Here is a 21,060-nt window from a genome sequence, read left to right as displayed (position 1 = left end):
GCTTTGATTAGCTAATGAGTGCTTAATGCGGTTATAAACCAAGCTAATCAATAAACCCGAGCGTTGCGCCATGGCCAAACCCAACTTCAACGACCTGCTCGCCTTTGTCACCGTGGCCCGCAGCGGCAGCTTCACCCGCGCGGCGGTGCAACTGGGCGTGACGCAATCGGCGGTGAGCCAGGTAGTCTCGGCGCTGGAAGCGCGTCTGAAAATTCGCCTGCTGACCCGCACCACGCGCAGCGTGTCGCTGACGGCGGCCGGCGAACGCTTGCTGCACGCCATCGGGCACCGCTTCGATGAAATCGAAGCCGAGCTGGACGCCCTGACCGAGTTGCGCGACAAGCCCGCCGGCACCGTGCGGATCACCTGCGGCGACAACATCATCAAGACCACTCTGCTGCCCAAGCTGACGCCGCTACTGCTGCAGTACCCGGACATCAAGCTCGAATTCGATATCAACTACGGTTTCCGCGACATCGTTGCCGACCGCTTCGATGCCGGCGTGCGCTTCAGCGACACCGTCGCCCAGGACATGATCGCCGTGCCGATCGGCCCGCCGCTGCGCATGGCCGTGGTTGCCTCGCCCGGCTACTTTGCCCGGCACCCCGCCCCGCAACACCCGCGCGATCTGGCGGCACACCGCTGCATCGATATTCGATTTCCGACCTACGACGGTGTCGATGCCTGGGAATTCGAGCGTCAGGGCAAAAAGCTGAAAGTACGGGTCGACGGCCAACTGGTGTTCAACTCCACCGTGCACATCGCCGACGCGGCGGTGAACGGGTTAGGGATTGCCTACCTGCCCGAAGACGAGTTCGGCGCGCACCTGGCTGAAGGGCGTTTGGTCAGAGTGCTGGAGGACTGGTGCGAACCGTTCGGCGGCTTCCACCTCTACTACCCCAGCCGCCGCCAACCGTCGCCGGCGTTTTCACTGGTGGTGGAAGCGTTGCGCGTGGTCAGAGATCCAGCCCCATTGTAAGAGCGAGCCTGCTCGCGATAGCGTCGGCACATCCAGCAGAGTAAGTGCCTGACCCACCGCTTTCGTGAGCAAGCTCACTCCTACAGGGATTTGCGTCAGACTCCGGAAATCAATCGATTCACAAATCCACTGTGGGAGCGAGCCTGCTCGCGAAGGCGTCAGGTCAGTGAATTGATGACCAGGCTGACCCACCGCTTTCGCGAGCAAGCTCACTGCCAAAGGGATTTGCGTCAGACTCCGGAAATCAATCGATTCACAAATCCACTGTGGGAGCGAGCCTGCTCGCGAAGGCGTCAGGCCAGTGAATTGATGACCAGGCTGACCCAGCGCTTTCGTGAGCAAGCTCACACCCAGATATTTGCGTCAGCCCCCGGAAATCAATCGATTCACAAATCCTCTGTGGGAGCGAGCCTGCTCGCGAAGGCGTCAGGTCAGTGAATTGATGGCCAGGCTGACCCAGCACTTTCGTGAGCAGGCTCGCTTCCACAGGGATTTGCGTCAGCCTCCGGAAATCAATCGATTCACAAATCCATTGTGGGAGTGAGCCTGCTCGCGAAGGCGCCAGACCAGCCACATCATCTCTGCGTGCCGGTCCCGCGACACCCTCACAACTTCGGCACGTCCCCGGTAGCCTCGGCAATCGTCGCCAAGGTTTCCTCCATGCTGGCGATGTCTTCATGCAGCTTTTGAAACACCAGATCCAGCGACTCGGGGGCGTCCACGGTTTGATGGCCACGAAGCGACTCGACGCTACCGCTCTCCACGTGCTGGAGAATGTCCACGCTTTCTCGCAGTGCCAGCAGCTGATCGAAGATGGCGGCAATCTGCGCTTGGCTGCGGGTGCTCATCATTTCCACCCAAGCCTGGCAATGATCTCGCGCCGATACGGCGTGTCGATCTGCGCCGGTACCTGCTCGATATAGTCGCGCGCTTGTTCGTGCGCTGCGCCGCTTAACCCGGCGAGATAAGAAACCGCGTCGTCGACATTGGGCACCAAGCCTTCAATGTTCTTGAATCTGCCGGGCAGCGCCGTCCAGATCACCGCGTCCAGTTGCCGAGGGATGGCCCATTCAGCGAGCACGCCCATTGCCGAGGTACCGATGGTGAAGCTGCCGATGCCGTCCTCCCTGCCCTCAGGCACGCCCTCGCGAAGACGCAAGACTTCACGGGCCTGATCAAGGTCGGTGACATCCAGTACCGACCACAGCACTTTGCACGGCGGCGCGTTCGCGCTTATGGCTGTAGTCAACTCGCCAGTGTCACTGACGCGAACGAAGTCGATCGGTACCTGCGGCCCATCGGCAAACCACTCGCTCGCCAGCGGCAAACCGTCCGGTTTCCAGATCAGTGAGCCCCATCCCAGACATGCGATGACCATAAATCAGACCCTTCTGCAGAAACGATGAATACGGAGAAAAACGCGGCTCAGCCTTTGGTTTTTCGCGGGTCGGCAGCGCGCGGAAAGGTGCGTTCTTCCTGGATCGTCCCGTCCTCTTTATGGATTTTCAAAGAGGCGGTCTTGTCCTGCAGATAGTCGCTGGCGATCTGCGTGATCTCGGCTTTGGTCGCAGCCGTTTTCGACGCACGCTGCGCGCCCTCTTTCACCAGTTCCCAGCGCTGCTGGTTTTTACTGATGTGGTAGTTATCCATTCCTTCACCTCTGACGTGAATGACAAGATCGATAATGGATGGACCTTGAGCGGATCAGAGAGTTTGAAAGAATTGAGCTCGACTCAATACGCGAACTCGTGGCCCAACTCGCTTTCCATCCACGCCAGAAAACGCCTGACCCGTGGGAAGCTGGAATGCGCTTTGGGAAACACCAGATGGTGCGCCGCCACCGCAGCACTCAGTGATTCAGGCGCTACTTCAACCAGCGTGCCCGCGGCCAGATACTTCTGCGCCAGCAATGTGCTTTCCAGCGCGAAACCCAGGCCGTGACTCGCGGCTTCCAGCGACATGTACGAGCGATCGAAGCTCAATGCGTAAGGCCGCTCCGGACGCGCCAGACCATGCTGGGCAAACCATTGCGGCCATTTGAGCAGGGTGGCTTCCGACAGAATCAGATCGCACTCCAGCAGATCCGCCGCGCCGCGTACCGGGCGTTGCGCGAGCAGTTTCGGTGAGGTCAGCACGGCGAATGTCTCGTTCCTGACGGTGCGCACCTCATAGCTTGGCCAGTTCGGCAGACCGTGGCGGATATCGACGTCGATCTTGTCGCGACTGAAGTGCAGCGATTCATAGGAGCACGACAGATTGATCTGTATGTCCGGATGACTGGCGCGAAACGCTTCCAGACGCGGCATCAGCCAGAGCAGGCCGAAGCTGGGCGACGAGTGCAAGCGCAGGCAATCGAGGCTGACATCGCTGGCCGCGCGTTCGGTGGCAACGGCGAGACTGTGCAGAATCCCGGAGACTTCCTTGAGGTATTGCTCGCCGACCGGCGTCAGCGAGACGCCTCGAGCAGCGCGAACGAATAATTGCCGGCCGATCATCCCTTCCAGTTTCGCCAGTTGATGGCTGACTGCCGAGGGTGTCAGGTCCAGCACTTCCGCCGCTCTGGCGACGTTGCCGAAGCGCGCGGTTTGTTCGAAGGCCTGAATTGCTTTCAGCGGTGGCAGGATGATCGATGCCTCAGTGTCAGAGCGCATGGGGACTCCGTGGTGGTTTCTTGTGATGTATGGACCGGTTTCATTCAAGCATTTGCGCAACAGCCTGACGAGTGCTGAATTTTTTTCAGCATTGAGTGACTTCCGCGTTATTGCTCACGCTCGCCCCGGAGGACAAGCTGAGTCATCGGTTACTTACACACCGACCCAATAAAAACAATTCGAGGGAATCCTCCATGCTTCTTCAAGGCAAAGTCGCAATCATTACCGGTGCCGCATCTGCCCGTGGCATTGGCCGCGCTACCGCCAGCACATTTGCGCAACATGGCGCTCGCGTGGTCATCCTCGATCTGGATGCCTCCGCAGCACGTGACGCCGCCGCAGCACTGGGCGAAGGTCATCTGGGCCTGGCGGCCAACGTGGCCGACGAAGCGCAGGTCCAGCAAGCTGTCGCCACCATCATCGAACACTTCGGGCGCATCGATATTCTCGTCAACAACGCCGGCATCACCCAGCCACTGAAGACCCTCGATATTCGCGGTTCGGACTACGACAAGGTGCTGGACGTCAGCCTGCGCGGCACTTTGCTCATGTCGCAGGCGGTGATTCCGCTGATGCGTCAGCAGTCCTCCGGCAGCATCGTCTGCATGTCCTCGGTGTCGGCCCAGCGCGGCGGTGGCATCTTCGGTGGCCCGCATTACAGCGCGGCCAAGGCCGGTGTGCTGGGGTTGGGCAAGGCCATGGCGCGGGAACTGGGGCCGGACAACATCCGCGTCAACTCCATCGCTCCCGGCCTTATTCACACCGACATCACCGGTGGCCTGATGCAGGACGAGCGCCGTCACGCCATCATCGAAGGCATTCCGCTGGGTCGCCTGGGTCAAGCGCAGGACGTCGCCAACGCCGCGCTGTTTCTGGCCAGCGACCTGTCCGCTTATCTGACCGGCATCACCCTCGATGTGAACGGCGGCATGCTGATTCACTGAGTCACTCTGGGCGGGCCTGCGTGGCCCGTGCGGTTCTGGATCGATGACGCAGCCGGGCCTGATGGCCTGGCGGTCAATAAAAACAAGAGATCAGACCATCATGACTACCCTGTCGCTCGAAGCGGTTTCGACCGTGCGCTCTTCTGCCTATCGCAAAACGGCCTGGCGGCTGATGCCGTTCCTGATGCTGTGCTATTTGTGCGCGTATCTGGATCGGGTCAACGTCGGTTTCGCCAAGCTGCAAATGATGAATGATCTGGCCCTCAGCGAAACGGTCTACGGACTGGGTGCCGGGGTGTTTTTCATCGGCTATTTCCTCTGCGAAGTGCCCAGCAACATCATCCTGCACAAGGTCGGCGCGCGGGTGTGGATTGCGCGGATCATGATCACCTGGGGCATCGTCTCGGCGCTGTTCGCCTTCGTCGAAACCGCGTGGCAGTTCTATGCCCTGCGCTTTCTGCTGGGGATTGCCGAAGCCGGCCTGGCGCCGGGCCTGTTGCTCTATCTCACTTATTGGTTTCCGTCCTATCGGCGGGCGCGCATGACCGTGTTGTGGTTCATCGCCATTCCGCTGTCGGGCATGGTCGGCGGCCCGCTGTCGGGCTGGATCATGAACCACTTTGCCGGTGTGCACGGCTGGGCCGGCTGGCAGTGGATGTTCGTGCTCGAGGCGGTGCCCACCGTGGTCGTCGGCCTGCTGGTGCTGAGCTACCTGAAAGACGGCGTGCATCAGGCGACCTGGCTCAATGACGATGAAAAAGCCCTGATCACTCGCGAACTGGCTGAAGACGACCAGCAAAAAGTCACCCACGCCTCGATCGGCGAGTTCATCCGCGACCGGCGCTTGTGGCTGCTGGCGGCGATCTACTTCTGTGTGGTCATGGGCCAGTATGCGATCACCTTCTGGCTGCCGACACTGGTGCGCAACGCAGGGGTTTCCGACCCGCTGCACATCGGTTTCCTGACCAGCCTGCCTTATCTGTGCGCCATCGCCGCGATGCTGCTGGTCGGACGCAGTGGCGACAAACATCGCGAGCGCCGCTGGCACCTGATCGTGCCGATGATCGCCGGTGCGATCGGCTTGAGCCTGGCAGCAATGATGGGCGGCAATCCGACCTTGTCGATCCTCAGCCTGTGCCTGGCCGCCTCCGGCATTCTGTCCGCCACCTCGTTGTTCTGGATGCTGCCCACCACGCTGCTTGGCGGGGTGTCTGCGGCGGCCGGCATCGCCGCGGTCAACAGCTTCGCCAACCTCGCCGGGTTCTGCTCGCCTTATCTGATCGGCTGGATCACCACCCTGACCGGTTCCAGCGCCATCGGCATGTACCTGATCACCGGCGTGCTGTTCCTCGGCGCGAGCCTGGTCCTGCGCATTCCCGCCGCTTTGGTCAATCGTTGAGTCAACGGAGTTTCATCATGACGACTAATCTCTCACACATTGCATCGCCGAGCCTGGCGGAGCGCGCGCACAACATTCGCCGCCATGCACTGCGCATGGGCCAGGTTCAGGGCCAAGGCTATGTAGGTCAGGCCCTCGGCGCGGCTGACCTGCTGGCGGTCTCCTATTTCCATGCGATGAACCATTGCCCGACAGATCCCGAATGGGAGCAGCGCGATCGCTTCTACCTTTCCATCGGCCACTACGCCATTGCGCTGTACGCAGCGCTGATCGAAGCCGAGATCATTCCGCTCGACGAGCTGGAAACCTACGGCTCGGATGACAGCCGCTTGCCGATGTCGGGGATGGCCGCCTACACCCCGGGGATGGAAATCACCGGCGGTTCGCTGGGTCAGGGCCTGGGCATTGCAGTCGGCGCCTGCCTGGGCCTCAAGCGCAAAGGCTCGGCCTCGTTCGTTTACAACCTGCTCTCCGATGGCGAACTCAATGAAGGCTCGACCTGGGAAGCAGTCATGTCGGCTTCGCACTGGCAGCTCGACAACCTGATCGCCATCGTCGACGTGAACAACCAGCAGGCCGACGGTTACTCCAGCGAGATTCTCTCGTTCGAACCGATCGTCGATCGCTGGCAAGCCTTTGGCTGGTTCACCCAGCGCGTCGACGGCAATGACCTCGACGCACTGGTCGCTGCATTCGATGCCGCGCGCAATCACCCCGGCGGCCAACCGCGCGTGATCATCTGCGACACCAAAATGGGCAAAGGCGTGCCGTTTCTGGAAACCCGGGAGAAGACCCACTTCATTCGCGTCGAAGAACACGAATGGGACCTGGCACTGAGCAACCTTGAAGAAGGAAAAGACCAATGAGCAACGCCGCCAACACTGCGACTTCGACTGCTACGGGTGAGCCAGTGAAAAAGCGCCTGACCACCTCGGCGATGATTGCCTCGATTGCTTCCGAGGGTCAGGCGACCCGCTCGGCACCGTTCGGCCATGCGCTCGCGGCGCTGGCAGAGCAGCGCGCGGACATCGTCGGCCTTTCTGCTGACCTGTCCAAGTACACCGACCTGCACGTTTTCGCCAAGGCGCACCCGGAGCGTTTCTATCAGATGGGTATGGCCGAGCAGTTGCTGATGAGCGCTGCCGCCGGCATGGCCCGCGAAGGGTTCGTGCCGTTCGCCACCACCTACGCGGTGTTCGCATCGCGCCGTGCTTACGACTTCATCTGCATGGCCATCGCCGAGGAAAACCTCAACGTCAAAATCGTCTGCGGCCTGCCCGGCCTCACTACCGGCTACGGGCCGAGCCACCAGGCCACCGATGACCTGGCTATTTTCCGCGCCATGCCCAATCTGATGATTGTCGACCCCTGTGATGCGCTGGAAATCGAACAGGCCGTGCCGGCCATCGCCGCTCACCAGGGCCCGGTCTACATGCGTTTGCTGCGCGGCAATGTGCCGTTGGTGCTGGACGAGTACGGCTATCAATTCGAGATCGGCAAGGCCAAGACCCTGCGCACGGGCAACGATGTGCTGATCATCTCTACCGGGCTGATGACCATGCGTTCGCTGGAAGCGGCCAAGCAATTGCAGGCCGACGGCATTGATGTGGCCGTGCTGCACGTGCCGACCATCAAGCCACTGGATGAGCAAACCATTCTCGCCGAAGCGCGCAAATCCGGACGTCTGGTGGTCACCGCCGAGAACAGCTCGATCATCGGCGGTTTGGGCGAGGCGGTTGCCGGGTTGTTGTTGCGCAACGGCGTGACGCCCACCTTCAGACAGATCGCGTTGCCCGATGCTTTCCTCGACGCCGGCGCCCTGCCGACGCTGCATGATCGCTATGGCATTTCGACGCCGGCTGTCTGCGCGCAGATCAAAGCCTGGCTGTAACTCCACCGTGAGCGGCGCCTCCATCCGAGGCGCTCGTTCATTCGCAAACAGGAGGCAGAACGTGAAAGCACATGAACTGCTGGATCCCGACTTCAAGAGCTTTTTAACCCCCGGCGCAGAAGCCTGGACATTGGAGACGCTGCCCGCGATCAGGGAGCGTGTTCACGCGACATACAAATCCCCAGAACAAGCGCGCGGTGAAAGCCTATGGATAAAGGCCCACGGCGGTGAGGATCTGCGCCTGTGTCTTTACCGGCCCGCCGGCGCGGTACTGGGTGTTCACTTTCCGGTGATCCTGTACCTCCACGGTGGAGGTTTCGTCTTGGGCTGCCCGGAAATGGCAGACGATTATCTCGCCGATCTCGCTGAAGCACTGCAGGCGATCATCGTCGCCGTCGATTACCGTCTCGCGCCTGAACACCCCTTCCCCATTCCTCTCGAGGACTGCTACACCGCCCTCGCCTGGGTTTTCGCCCACCAGCAATCGCTGAATAGAGACGCCGACAAAGTAATCCTCATGGGCCACAGTGCCGGCGCCGGGCTGGCAGCAGCGCTGGCAATGGTGGCGCGGGATCGCGGCGAATTCCCCATCGCCAGCCAAGTGCTGATTTATCCGATGCTCGATGACCGTTCGGGCAGCCCGGCCGCGCCTCAGCAAAACGATACGACCGGAGTGATTGGCTGGCCGGCGCAAGCCAACCAATTCTGCTGGCAGTGCCTGCGCGCTGACCAAGCGCTGGATGATCAGCAGATCGGCTGGTTTTCTCCGGCCCTGCAGGATGATCTGCGTGACTTGCCACCGACGTTTCTGGCGGTCGGGGCGCTGGATCTGTTTCTTGAAGAGGACGTTGCATTTGCCCTGCGCCTGTCGCGCGCCGGGGTTGCCGTCGAGCTGCACGTCTACCCTGGGGCGCCACATATGTTCGATCAATACCCCGGGTGTGTTACCGATCAGTCGGCGCTGGATGTGCTTCGATCACTTCGGCGATCGATAGCTAGCGCATGAAGTATTTTGAAGGCGAAAAGTCCGCTGAAACGAAACAGCCCGATTTCTTATACAGAGCCTGTCGCGCTTCCTGTGCTTATTGATTAATACCTTCGCAGATGGACGTCTGCGGCCGGGATGGTCAACTTTTCAAAGTTCCAATATTGATTAGCCATCACTCATCGCACTTTGAATCGCGGTGTTTCTCCACGTTTTTTGCCTGTGCGAAAAACGACACATTTTGTTTCATCCGATCATGGCTTGGATCCAACGATCCGACAAACGGTAACGCATAGATATCCCTTATTTTTCAGTCAGTTGATCGTTAGAAAAACGCCACATCGGCTACTCGCCAGAAATCAGGCAGGCTCATTTCAAACTCCCTATCTATGGTTTTAAAACCATCCGTGGACGTCCGCCCAGCCATATACAGGGAGTAGTAATGGACAACATCGTCATTGCCGACAAAGCCAATTCTCAGCTCACTGCCCAGAACTGGGGCAATGTTCAGCTCAATCAGCCTTCCGTTGTACAAATGCCGGTCCGTCCCGACCAACTGGCGTCGACCAGTCGCAGCGGTCAGGATTTGATCGTCAATCTTAAGTCTGGCGAGCAAATCAAAATTTCCAATTTCTTTGTCACCAGCCCTGACGGCGTGCCCAATGACATTGTCTTTCAGGGTGACGACGCGACGCTGTGGCAGGCGCGCTACAGCGCCGAACCGTTCAATGGCTTTACCTTTGACGAAATCGATTCGCTGGACGAACTGATCGCCGGCGTCGGCGTGGTCGACGGCGCAACGCCTGCGTGGGCGATTGCCGGGCTCGGCCTGTTGGGCGCGGGTGGGGCGGCGGCCGCAACGGGTGGTGGCGGCGGGGGCGGCGGAGGTGGTAGCGGCGGCACTGGTGACGCAACGCCTCCTGCGCCTGCGACCGGATTGACCCTATCGTCCGATGGCCGCGTGCTGACTGGGTTTGGCGAAGCTGGCAGTGTCGTGCAAGTGCGCGACGCGGCGGGCAATCTCCTGGGCTCCGGAACGGTTGGCGCCGACGGCAGTTTCCAGGTCGACCTGGGTACACCGCAGAACAATGGCCAGCCGCTCGACGTGACGCTCACCGACCCTGCGGGCAACGTGTCCACGCCCGGCTCGATCACCGCGCCGGATACCACCGCGCCAACCGCCCCGGGCAACCTCAGCGTAAGCGCCGATGGCACGCAACTCGGCGGCACCGGTGAAGCCGGCGCCGCCATTGAGGTGCGCGCCGCCGATGGCACCCTGCTCGGCAGCGCCGTTGTGGCGGCAGACGGCACCTTCAGCGTCGCCCTCAGCCCCGCGCAAACCAGCGGCCAGCCGCTAACCGTGAATGCCACCGATGCGGCTGGCAACACATCCACTGGCGCAACGGTCAGCGCGCCGGCAGTCGTCGAACCGCAGACGCCAACCGATCTCGGCTTGAGCAGCGACGGCAGCCAACTGACCGGTATTGCTCGCGCAGGCACCACCATTGAAGTCCGCGCCGCCAATGGCGAATTTCTCGGACGCGCAGCGGTGGCTGCTGACGGCACCTTCCTGCTGACGCTGATCCGCGCGCAGGCCAATGGCGAAGTCATCAGTATCGTTGCGGTCAACAGCGCCGGTGCGCAATCACCGAGCGTGACCTTCAATGCGCCGGACATCACCGGCCCCGGCGCTGCAACGGATCTGGCCGTGAGCAGCGATGGCCTCTCGGTCACCGGCCGTGGCGAGCCCGGCAGCACAGTCAGCGTCACCAACGCGCAAGGTACGCTGCTCGGCACGGCTTTAGTCGCAGCTGACGGCTCGTTCACCGTGCAACTCAATGCCGCGCAAATCGATGGTGAGGCGCTGAGCGTGCTGGTCACTGACGCCGCCGGCAACCCGTCGCCAGCAACGACCGTTATCGCCATGGACCTCGATGGCCTGACTCAGCCAAGCGACGTTGTCCTGAGTGTGGACGGCCTGCTGATGAAAGGACGCGGCCAGGTCGGTTCAACGATCACGGTTCGCGATGCGAACGGCAATGTACTCGGCTCGGCAGTCGTTGCTGCGGATGGCACGTTCACGGTGCAATTGAGCAGCCCGCAAAACAATGGCGAAGCGTTGCAGATCAGTGCCAGCGATGCGGCTGGCAATACCTCTGCCCCATTGACCTATGTAACGCCTGACACGCAAGGCCCGGCGCCGCTGACGGGCGTTACGCTCGACGGCCAAGGGCAGACGCTGACCGGCACAGGCGAAATCGGCGCTTCGATTACCGTGCGCGATCCGGCCGGCAATATCATCGGCACCGGTACCGTGGGTGCCGATGGCAATTTCACGGTAAACCTCTCGACTCCCCAGACCGATGCGCAACAGCTGCAAGTGATCCAGACCGACGCAGACGGCAATCCTTCGGCGCCGGTCAACGTGATCGCACCCGATCTGACCACACCGGTAGCCGTGACCGATGTGAGCATTTCCGCCAATGGCGCCGTAGTCTCTGGTGCTGGTCAGGCCGGCGCGACCGTGACCGTCACTGACGCTGGTGGTGCGGTGTTGGGCACCGCCGTGGTCGGCAGCAACGGCCGTTTCGAAGTCACCCTGTCCTCGCCACAGACCAATGGCCAGAATCTCAGCGTGGTGCAGACCGATGGCTCGCCTTCAGGCTCGCCGGCAGTTCCAGTTGAAGCGCCGGATATCCAGGCCCCCACGGCCCCTTCGGATCTGACGCTGAATGCAGGCGGTACTGAACTGAGCGGCACAGGCGAGCCCGGTGCCACGGTGACGGTCAAGGATTCGGCCGGCAATACGCTGGGCACCGTGATCGTCGATGGCAGCGGGACTTTCACGGTGGCGCTGAACAGCCCGCAACTCAACGGCCAGCAACTGCAAGTCAGCCAATCGGATGGCGTGAACGTTTCTCCGAACGCGCCACTGACGGCAGCGGACACCACCGCGCCGCTGGCGCCGGACAACGTCGTGCTCGCCAGCAACGGCGTGACCTTGACCGGCACCGGACAAGCCGGCAGCACCGTCACGGTCAGCGCACCGGACGGCACGGTAATTGGCACGACAGTAGTTGCCAGCGATGGCAATTTCAGCGTCAACCTGAGCCCGGCTCAGCTCGACGGTCAGGTATTGAGTGTCATCCAGACTGATGCGAGTGCCCTGCCCTCGCCGGCCACTCCGGTTACGGCACCGGACATCACCGCCCCACCCGCACCGACCGGGTTGGTCGTCGATCCTGCAGGGGCCACGGTCACCGGCACCACGCAGCCGAACAATACCGTTGAGGTGCGGGACGCCGACGGCAACATCATCGGTACCGCAACTGCTGACGGCTCTGGCGCCTTCACGGTCAATCTCGATACCGCGCAAACCAATGGCGAAGCCTTGCAAGTCGTGGTGTCGGACGGCGCCAACAGTTCGCTACCCGGCAGCGTCACCGCGCCGGACAGCACCCCGCCGGCGGCGGTCAGCGATCTCGCGCTCAACCCGGCCGGCACGCAAGTGTCTGGTCTTGCCGAACCGGGCACCATGGTCACCGTCAGCATCGCGGGCGGTGGCGCTGTGCTGGGCACCGCGACGGCGGACGCGGATGGCCGCTTCGTCGTGACCCTGAATCCAGCGGCCGAGCCTGGCGGCAATCTGGAAGTGATCAGCACGGATGGCGGCGGCAATGATTCGCCCATCGTGCCGCTCGCGGGTTTGGACGGTACGCAAGTTGCGACCCCGACCGATCTGGCCTTGAGTGCCGACGGTTTCACCCTGACCGGCGCCGGAACGCCCGGTTGCACCATAACCGTGACCAACAGCAGCGGCGCTGTGCTCGGCTCCGGGCTGATCAACAGCTTTGGCCGTTTCACCCTGTTGCTCAGTGCCAAACAGATCAATGCGCAAGTGCTGCAAGTCACTGCCACCAGTCCCGACGGTGACGTCTCGATTCCGGGCACGGTGACGGCGCTCGATGGCACGGCCCCGGACGCGGTGACCAATCTGGCGCTGAATGCCAACGGCACGACGCTGACCGGCCGAGGCGAGGCCGGGGCGACGGTCACTGTCACCGACGCCACAGGTACCGTGCTCGGTACGGCACTGGTCGCCAGCAACGGCACGTTCAGCCTGACGCTGACGCCGGCGCAGCTCAATGGCCAGGCGCTTACGGCGATCCAGAGCGACGCCGCCGGCAACCTGTCGCAACCCGCCGGCATCATTGCCAGCGATCTGCAACCGCCAGCCGCAGCGACTGGCGTTTCGATCAATGACGTCGGCACCGTGGTCAAAGGCCAGGGCGAAGCCGGCAGCACCGTGACGATCAGGGATGCCGCCGGCAATGTTCTGGCCACCGGCGTGGTCGATCAGAGCGGCAACTTCCAGGTCACCTTGCCCAACGCGCAGAACACCGGAGAGACCCTGCAGGTCAGCCTGACCGACGCCAACGGCAACACCTCGACTTCCACTGGCGTGATCACCGTCGACGGCACCCCGCCGGCCGCCGTGCAGAATCCGCTGATCAGCGCAGATGGCAGCACCCTCAGCGGCACGGGTGAAGCAGGCGCAACAGTGAATGTCAGCACCGCCAACGGCACCGTGCTCGGCAGCGCTGTGGTTGCCGCGAACGGCTCGTTCACTGTGACCCTGGCGCCAGCGCCGACCAATGGCGAGGCGTTGGCGATCAGCCAGACCGACCCTGCCGGCAACGTTTCGCCCTCGACCAGCGTCAACGCACCCGACATCAGCCCACCCGCCGCACTGACCCAAGTCGCAGTGAATGCCGACGGTGTCACCGTCACCGGCCACGGCGAACCGGGCGCCACCGTGTCTGTGCGAAGCGCCGACGGCACCTTGCTCGGCACCGCGCAGGTCGGCAGCGGCGGCGCGTTCACCGTCACCCTGAACGCAGCACAACTGAATGCCGAAGTGCTGACCGTCACTCAGGAAGATCCACCGGGCAACGTATCGACGGCGGTTGAAGTCATCGCCGTGGATTTGACTGCGCCGGCGATTCCTAGCGCTCTGACCCTGAACGCGGCTGGCGTGCAACTGGCCGGTAATGCAGAGGCCGGCAGCACGGTGACCGTGCGCGACAGCCAGGGCAATCTTCTCGGCACCACCACGGCGACGGCGAATGGCACGTTCCAGGTAACGCTCAACAGCCCACAAACCAATGGTCAGGCGCTGAACGTGACGGCTACTGACGCGGCGGGCAATCCGTCTGCTCCGGCCATCGTCAATGCCCTCGACAGCACCGCGCCGTTGGCGGCCTTCGATCTGGCAGTCAGCGCCAACGGTGCAACCCTGACCGGTATCGGCGAAGTCGGCGCCAACGTGGAAGTGCGTGATGCCGGCGGTGTTTTGCTGGGTACCGCAACCGTTGGCAGCAACGGCAATTTCAGCGTCACGCTGTCCCCGGCGGCGGTGGCCGGATCGAATCTTTCCGTGGTGCAGATCGATGCTGCCGGCAACACCGGACCAACGGCGCCGGTGACTGCGCCGGGCAATCTGGCGGAAAGTGCACCGACCAATCTGGCCCTCAGCGCCGATGGTCTGACCCTGACCGGCTCGGCCACCGCTGGCAGCACCGTGAGCATTCGCAATGCCTCGGGCGTGTTGCTCGGCAGCGCGCTGGTGGCGGCCAACGGCACTTTCAGCGTCACGCTCAATGCCGCACAGCTGAACGGCGAACAGCTGTCTGCGGTGGCGACGTCGAGCACTGGCATCAATTCCTCTCCAACTGACTACACCGCTGCCGATATCGCTGCGCCAACCCCGCTGAGCGAACTGAGCCTGGCACCGAACGGCACGGCCCTGACCGGGCGCGGTGAAGCCGGCGCCACCGTCACTGTACTCGGCACTGGCGGAGTGGTTCTCGGCAGCGCCGTGGTGGCGGCCAACGGCACGTTCAGCGTCACCCTCAGCCCGGCACAAACCTCGGGCCAGACCTTGAGCCTGAGCCAGGCCGACGCTGCCGGCAACGAATCCAATAGCGTCAATCTGACCGCCCCGGACCTGCTCGCGCCCAATGCGCCGGCGGCGCTGGTGGCAAGCGCGGACGGCACCTTGCTCTCGGGTACCGGTGAGGCCGGCACCACGGTCAACGTGTACAACGCTGCCGGTACGCTGATCGGCAGCGGCACCGTGAGCATCGACGGCACCTTTGCAATCACCCTGACCACGCCGCAGGCCAACGGTCAGGCGCTGACCGTGTCGCTGACGGATACGGCGGGCAACACCTCGGCAGCCACGCCGTTCACTTCGGTCGACAGCACACCGCCAGCCGCTGTTTCGCAACTGAGCATCGGTGGCGACGGCGCAAGCTTGACCGGGCGCGGCGAGCCGGGGGCGCAGGTGCGGGTCATCGACAGCGACGGCAATGTGCTTGGCACCGCTGTGGTCAGCTCGACCGGTACCTTCAGCCTCGCTCTGAACCCTGCGTTGACCAACGCTGAAGTGATCACCGTGGTCCAGGCCGACGCGGCGGGTAATGACTCACCGGCAGTGAACCTGACCACACCGGACTTCACCCCGCCTGATCCACTGGACAACGTCGATATCAACTCGTCCGGCGCGTTGGTCATCGGTACTGGCGAACCCGGCGCGACCGTGACCGTGCGCGATGCCAACGGCACTTTGCTCGGCACCAGCGTGGTGCTCGGCGACGGCACGTTCAGCGTCACCCTCAATCCGCCGCAGATCAACGAACAGATCCTCAGCGTGCAGCAGGCTGATCCACCGGGCAACGTCAGCGCCCCGGTGTCGGTCACCGCACCGGATCTGACCCCGCCAGCGACACCGGCCGATCTGCAACTGAATGCCGATGGCGACACGCTCACCGGTACCGGCGAAGTCGGCGCCATTGTCCGCGTGACATCGGCGGACGGCACCGAACTGGGCACCGGCACCGTGGGCAGCGATGGCCGTTTCCAGGTGTCCGTAACCCCGGCGCAGACCGATGGCCAAGCGCTGTTCGTAGTGTTGGCGGACGCGGTCGGCAATGCCTCGCCTGCCGGCACCCTGACCGCACCGGACAGCACGCCTCCTGCCGCACTGACCGATGTCGACATCGACGCCAGCGGCAGTCTGATCACCGGTTCCGGCGCCGCTGGCGCGCAAGTGGTCGTTACCAACGCGGTGGGCACCATCGTCGGCACCGGCACCGTGCAGGCCGATGGCAGTTTCAGCGTGACCCTTGATCAGCCGCTGCTCAATGGCGAAGCCTTGTCGGTGATCCAACGCGATGCGGCGGGCAATCCTTCGCCGATCGTGCCAATCACTGCACCGGACACCACCCTGCCCGCTGCGCCCACCGGCCTCGTTCTCACGTCCGACGGCGTGACACTGACCGGTACCGGTGAAGCCGGCGCCACCGTGCGCGTGCTCAGCGCGACTGGCACGGTACTGGGCTCGGCAACCGTGGCCGGCAATGGCTCGTTCAGCGTGACCCTCAACCCGCCGCAGGTGAATGGCGAGTTGTTGAGCGTCAATCAGACCGATCTGGCGTCGAACACGTCGCCAACCGCGCCCGTACAAGCAGGCGACACCACCGCTCCGCTGGCAGTCGCTGATCTCAACGTCAGCCAGGACGGCTTGACCGTGACCGGTACCGGTGAGCCCGGGGCGATCGTCACCGTGCGCGACGGCACGGTGCTGCTCGGCACCGCGACCGTGGCCGCAGACGGCAGTTTCAGCGTCAACCTGTCAGCTGCGCAGCTGGACGGCCGCGCACTCTCTGTGGTGCAAGCCGACGCGAAAAACAACCTGTCCGAGCCAGCCTTGGTCGACGCGCCGGACAGCACCGCACCGATCGCACCGACGGTCACATCGCTGACCGGCGCCGGCACCTTGCTCGCCGGTACCGCCGAAGCGGGCAGCACCGTCACGGTATTGTCGGCTGACGGTACCGTGCTGGGCACGGCAGTGGCGCTGGGCAACGGCAGCTACACCGTCGAACTTGATCCGCCCCAGGCCAATGGCCAATTGTTGTCAGTGATCGCGACGGACGAGGCACAGAACTCATCGCCGACATTCCTCTTTCCGGCACCTGACATTACCGCTCCCGATGCCGTCACCGGCCTCACCATCAGCGGCGATCTGAGCCAGCTCGCCGGGCGCGGCGAAGCCGGTGCGAGTGTCGAAGTGACCGATGCGCTGGGCAACATTGTCGGCAGCGGCACAGTGGCCGCCAACGGCACGTTCCTGATCGATCTGGATCCGGGCATCACTGCCGGCCAGGTGCTGACAGTGAATCAAACAGACGTCGCGACTAACGTGTCCGCAGACGCCGACCTGACTGTTCCGGCAGTGCCAGCCCCGGCTGCGCCGGATAATCTTGTGCTGACAGCCGACGGCGTGACGCTGACCGGCACGGCGGCGATCGGCACCACCATCAATGTTTATGGGCCTGACAACAGTCTGATCGGCACTGGCGTCACTGGCCCGGATGGCACGTTCAGCGTGGTGCTGACGCCCGCGCAAACCAACGGCCAAAGCCTTGAAGTCACCGCCAACACTGCGTTGGGTGGTGCCTCGCTGCCGACTGAAATCACCGCAGGTGACACCTCGGCCCCGGCGCCACTCAGCGATCTGGCGGTCAATGCCAGCGGCACACTGGTTACCGGTCGCGGCGAAGTCGGCGCGTCGGTGACCATCACCGGCGCTGGCGGCGTCGTGCTGGGCAATGCGACGGTCGGCGCCAATGGCACCTTCAGCGCGCAGCTCAATACGCCGCAGGTCAATGGCCAGGTGCTCAATGCGACTCAGACCGATGCGGCACTCAACACGTCGTCGGGGCTTAACGTAACGGCGCCAGACATCACCCCTCCGGCGGCTCCGACGGCTCTCGTCCTCAGCGGTGCCGGCCTGGTGCTCGGCGGGCTCGGTGAAGCCGGCGCCACCGTCACCGTACGCGGTGTCGGCGGTACGGTATTGGGCACGGCGACGGTGGCGGGCAATGGCTCGTTCTCGGTGACCTTGTCCTCTGCACAACTCAACGGCCAACAGCTGAGCGTTACGCAGAGTGATGCGGCAGGCAACATTTCGCCGGTGACCAACCTCAGCGTCGCCGATACCACCGCGCCGGCGCCGCTGAGCAATGTCACCTTGAACGGCACCGGCCTGGCGGTCAGCGGCACGGGTGAAGCCGGCGCCACGGTCAGTGTGACTAATGCGGCCGGTACCGTACTCGGCACCGCCGTGGTCAATGCTGGCGGCACCTTCACCGTGCAACTGTCCAGCGCGCAACTGAACGGCCAACAGCTCAACGTCCAACAGGCCGACCCGACGGGCAATCTGTCGCCGGTATTCAACCTGACGGCCCCTGACGTACAGGCGCCGATCGCGGCCAGCGGTCTGACGCTCGCTGCCAATGGTCTGACCTTGAGCGGTTCGGGTGAGGCCGGTGCAACGGTCAACGTCTACGGTCCGGGCGGCGCGCTGATTGGCACCACCACCGTGGGCAGTGGCGGCACGTTCAGCTTCAACCTGAACACCGCGCAATTGGATGGACAGCTGTTGACCGTGCGGCTGGTCGACCCTGCCGGCAACCTGTCGCCCAATGCCAGCCTGACCGCACCGGACATCACCGCACCCGGCGTGCCGACTGGCGTCAGCGTCAATGGCAGCGGCACCTTGCTCACTGGCGTTGGTGTGCCCGGTTCAACCATCAGCGTACGCGGCGTCGGCGGTGTGGTACTCGGCACCGCCACCGTCGCCGCCAACGGCAGCTTCTCCGTGGTGCTGGCTTCGGCGCAGATCAACAGCCAAGTGCTCAGCGTCACCCAGGCCGATCCGAGCGGCAACGTATCGGCAGCGGCGACCGCGACGGCGCCAGACCTGACGCCGCCCGCTGCGGCCACGGCGTTGCTGGTCGGTGCCGATGGCCTCAGCGTCACCGGTACCGGCGAAGCCGGCGCAACCGTCACCATCAAGTCGGCCAGCGGCACTGTCCTGGGCACCGGCACGGTCAACAACCTCGGCGTGTTTACCGTCACCCTTAGCAGTGCGCAGATCAACGGCGAAAAACTCACCATCAACCTCAGCGACGCACGCGGCAACGTATCGGTCGCCGCCAACGTCATCGCGCCGGATGTCGACGTCAATGCGCCGGTTATCGCCAGCGACAACCTCGCCGTCGGCACCGTCACCCTGGCCCCGGTCACCGCGTCGCAGACCTTCAACGACTCGTTCACCACGCTGCTGGCCGGGTTCTCGAAAACCTTTACCTTCACCGTGGCCGGCGGTACGCGTCTTGATCCAACCCTGACGCTGACCACCAACAGCCTGATCTCGCTGATCGACGGCGTGGTCTACACACTGCAGGTAAAGAATGCCAGCGGCACCTGGGTCACTCTGGATGTCAACGGCAGCGGCGGCCTGCTCGATCTGATTGCCCTGGCCGGCCAGGGCGTGCGAGTCGATATCGGTAACTTGCTGTCAGGCGATTATCGACTGACGGTGTCGAGCACCGGCATCGGCGTGCTGACCACGGTCAATACCCAACTGCAACTGGACGTCAGCAGCCTGACCCAGTTCAACGGCATCGCCGGGCCAGCGGTGACTGGCAACGTCATCACCAACGTCGGCGTCGATGGCACGGTCGATCAGACCGGCCCGGACAACGGCGCGCAGTTGCAGATCTTCAAGAACGGCGCCTGGGTCAGCGCCGGGGCCGGCACCACGGTGCAAGGCCTGTACGGCACGTTGACCATCGACGCCAACGGCAACTACAGCTACAAGCCGAACGGCAGTGTTGGCAGTGTCGGCAAGGTCGACGTGTTCAACTATCAACTGGTGCACCCGAACGGCTTGAGCGACACCGCCAATCTGTATGTGCGCATCGACAGCCCGCAAGCCACCGAAGTCTGGAACGACGCGAATCTCGGCAGTCCCGCACTGGTGGTTGATGCCACAGCGGACATCGCCTCGACCGACGTCACCCTGATCAACCGCGAAGTCACCACCAACTCCGCCCTCGGCACGTTCAATGTGCTGCTGGGCGGCGGCAGCGGCAACTACAACACCGTGGTCGCGGCCGACACCGTCAGCGACCTGACCGTGGTGGTCAACTCGAGCAACTTGCTCGCGCTGCTCGGTTCGATGACGGTCGGCCTGTACAAGCTCAACACGGCGACCAACCAGTACGTACTGGTCAAGAGTTACGGCGGCAACGCGCTGGTCAGCCTCGGCGGTGGCAATTACGGGATCAAGTTCGACGACCAGACCGCCGGCAGCTATCAAGTGCGGGTGGCAGTGGGCGGCCTCGGCCTGCTGACCAGCGTCAACACCAGCCTGATCAACGTCGCAACCTACAACAACCAGTTCGTGGTCGGCAGCTACACGCCCGTGTCAGGCAACCTGCTCACCGACACCGCAGGCGGCGGCGCCGATGTGTTGGGCTCGGTGTACACCTTGCTCAGCGTACTGGTCGCCGGCAGTTACGTGGCGCCGGGTTACAACGGCGTGTCGCTGGTCGGCAACTACGGCACATTGGTGGTTCAGGCCAACGGTAACTACACCTACACGCTCAAGGCCGGGCTGACCGATGCGGTGATCGGTCAGGAAGACACCTTCACCTATCAACTCACCCACCCCAACGGCACGGTCGATACCGCGACACTGACCATCGACCTGAACAAGGCCGGCGCATTCGCCAGCACCGCGTTCTCGGCGCTGGCCAGCGATAACCTCGGTCTGGCCCATGTCGCTGGCAGTGAGCTGATCCAGGGCACCGAGGGCAACGACACCCTCGACGGCTCGCACGGTGGCGCCGTGACCCTGCAAGGTGGAGGGGGCGACGACACGCTGATCATCGCCGACCAGCAATTCACTTCGGTGGATGGTGGCAGTGGTATCGACACTCTGCTCTGGGCCGGTGGCGACGTATCGATCAACCTCGGCGATCTGCAGAGCAAGATCCACAACGTCGAAATCCTCGACCTCAACCATTCCAGTGCGGTTGCGCTGACGCTGAACCTCAGCGATCTGCTGGCGATCACGTCCTCGGACAACAACACTCTGCTGATCAAGGGTGACGACAAGGACAGCGTGCACATGACCGATGGCTGGGTCGCCGATGGCGCGCAGCAGGCCGACGGCATTGACTATGTTCAATACACGGCACAGGAGGATCCGAGCCACCACTTGTGGGTGCAGAACGGCATTCAAGTGGTTTGAAACAAGACATCAAACGTTGGTCTCTCAACAGTAAGGGAAGTC

The 21,060-nt window shown here is 63.1% G+C and carries 11 protein-coding genes; 7 read left to right on the top strand and 4 right to left on the bottom strand.

Annotation, left to right across the window (positions count from 1 at the left end; translation table 11 throughout):
- Positions 1-70: 70 nt before the first annotated feature.
- Complete coding sequence (locus tag ACZ0AZ_RS20925) at positions 71-979, top strand: LysR family transcriptional regulator (RefSeq protein ID WP_463538046.1); 909 nt, start codon at positions 71-73, stop codon at positions 977-979.
- A 605-nt stretch (positions 980-1,584) separates the two neighbouring features.
- Here ACZ0AZ_RS20925 and ACZ0AZ_RS20920 read toward each other — a convergent pair.
- From ACZ0AZ_RS20920 to ACZ0AZ_RS20905, 4 genes are all read right to left on the bottom strand, one after another.
- On the bottom strand, positions 1,585-1,827 hold the full coding sequence (locus ACZ0AZ_RS20920; protein ID WP_129998524.1) for a hypothetical protein: 243 nt from the start codon (positions 1,825-1,827) through the stop codon (positions 1,585-1,587).
- Entirely contained in the window at positions 1,827-2,357 is a 531-nt protein-coding gene (locus tag ACZ0AZ_RS20915) for a hypothetical protein (RefSeq protein ID WP_039758785.1), read from the bottom strand. The genes ACZ0AZ_RS20920 and ACZ0AZ_RS20915 overlap by 1 nt, the downstream gene beginning before the upstream one ends.
- Positions 2,358-2,404: 47 nt before the next feature.
- On the bottom strand, positions 2,405-2,629 hold the full coding sequence (locus ACZ0AZ_RS20910; RefSeq protein WP_039758787.1) for a DUF2188 domain-containing protein: 225 nt from the start codon (positions 2,627-2,629) through the stop codon (positions 2,405-2,407).
- Positions 2,630-2,712: 83 nt separating this feature from the next.
- Positions 2,713-3,630 carry a LysR substrate-binding domain-containing protein gene (locus ACZ0AZ_RS20905; RefSeq protein ID WP_024012668.1) on the bottom strand — a complete coding sequence of 306 codons (918 nt, stop codon included), beginning with the start codon at positions 3,628-3,630 and terminating at the stop codon, positions 2,713-2,715.
- 194 nt (positions 3,631-3,824) lie between these two features.
- On the opposite strand from ACZ0AZ_RS20905, the gene ACZ0AZ_RS20900 reads away from it, so the two are divergent.
- The 6 genes from ACZ0AZ_RS20900 to ACZ0AZ_RS20875 all read left to right on the top strand — a co-directional run bounded on the left by ACZ0AZ_RS20900 (position 3,825) and on the right by ACZ0AZ_RS20875 (position 21,018).
- Positions 3,825-4,574, top strand: a complete 750-nt coding sequence (locus tag ACZ0AZ_RS20900) for an SDR family NAD(P)-dependent oxidoreductase (RefSeq protein ID WP_039758790.1) — start codon at positions 3,825-3,827, stop codon at positions 4,572-4,574.
- A 100-nt stretch (positions 4,575-4,674) separates the two neighbouring features.
- The gene (locus tag ACZ0AZ_RS20895; protein ID WP_129998520.1) at positions 4,675-5,973 is read left to right on the top strand and encodes an MFS transporter; all 1,299 of its coding nucleotides are present in this window, start codon (positions 4,675-4,677) and stop codon (positions 5,971-5,973) included.
- A gap of 17 nt (positions 5,974-5,990) precedes the next feature.
- A complete protein-coding gene (locus tag ACZ0AZ_RS20890; RefSeq protein ID WP_463538045.1) occupies positions 5,991-6,839 on the top strand; it encodes a transketolase in 849 nt (282 codons plus the stop codon).
- Positions 6,836-7,864 (top strand): transketolase family protein, encoded by a 1,029-nt coding sequence (locus tag ACZ0AZ_RS20885; protein WP_463538044.1) that lies wholly within the window; start codon positions 6,836-6,838, stop codon positions 7,862-7,864. The genes ACZ0AZ_RS20890 and ACZ0AZ_RS20885 overlap by 4 nt, the downstream gene beginning before the upstream one ends.
- A 61-nt stretch (positions 7,865-7,925) precedes the next feature.
- Entirely contained in the window at positions 7,926-8,870 is a 945-nt protein-coding gene (locus tag ACZ0AZ_RS20880; RefSeq protein ID WP_463538043.1) for an alpha/beta hydrolase, read from the top strand.
- Positions 8,871-9,291: 421 nt separating this feature from the next.
- Positions 9,292-21,018, top strand: coding sequence for a BapA/Bap/LapF family large adhesin (locus ACZ0AZ_RS20875; RefSeq protein ID WP_463538042.1), 11,727 nt, complete (start codon positions 9,292-9,294; stop codon positions 21,016-21,018).
- Positions 21,019-21,060: the final 42 nt, after the last annotated feature.

The sequence above is a fragment of the Pseudomonas sp. AC239 genome (assembly GCF_979258545.1).
This window is presented reverse-complemented; position numbering and strand designations above follow the sequence as displayed.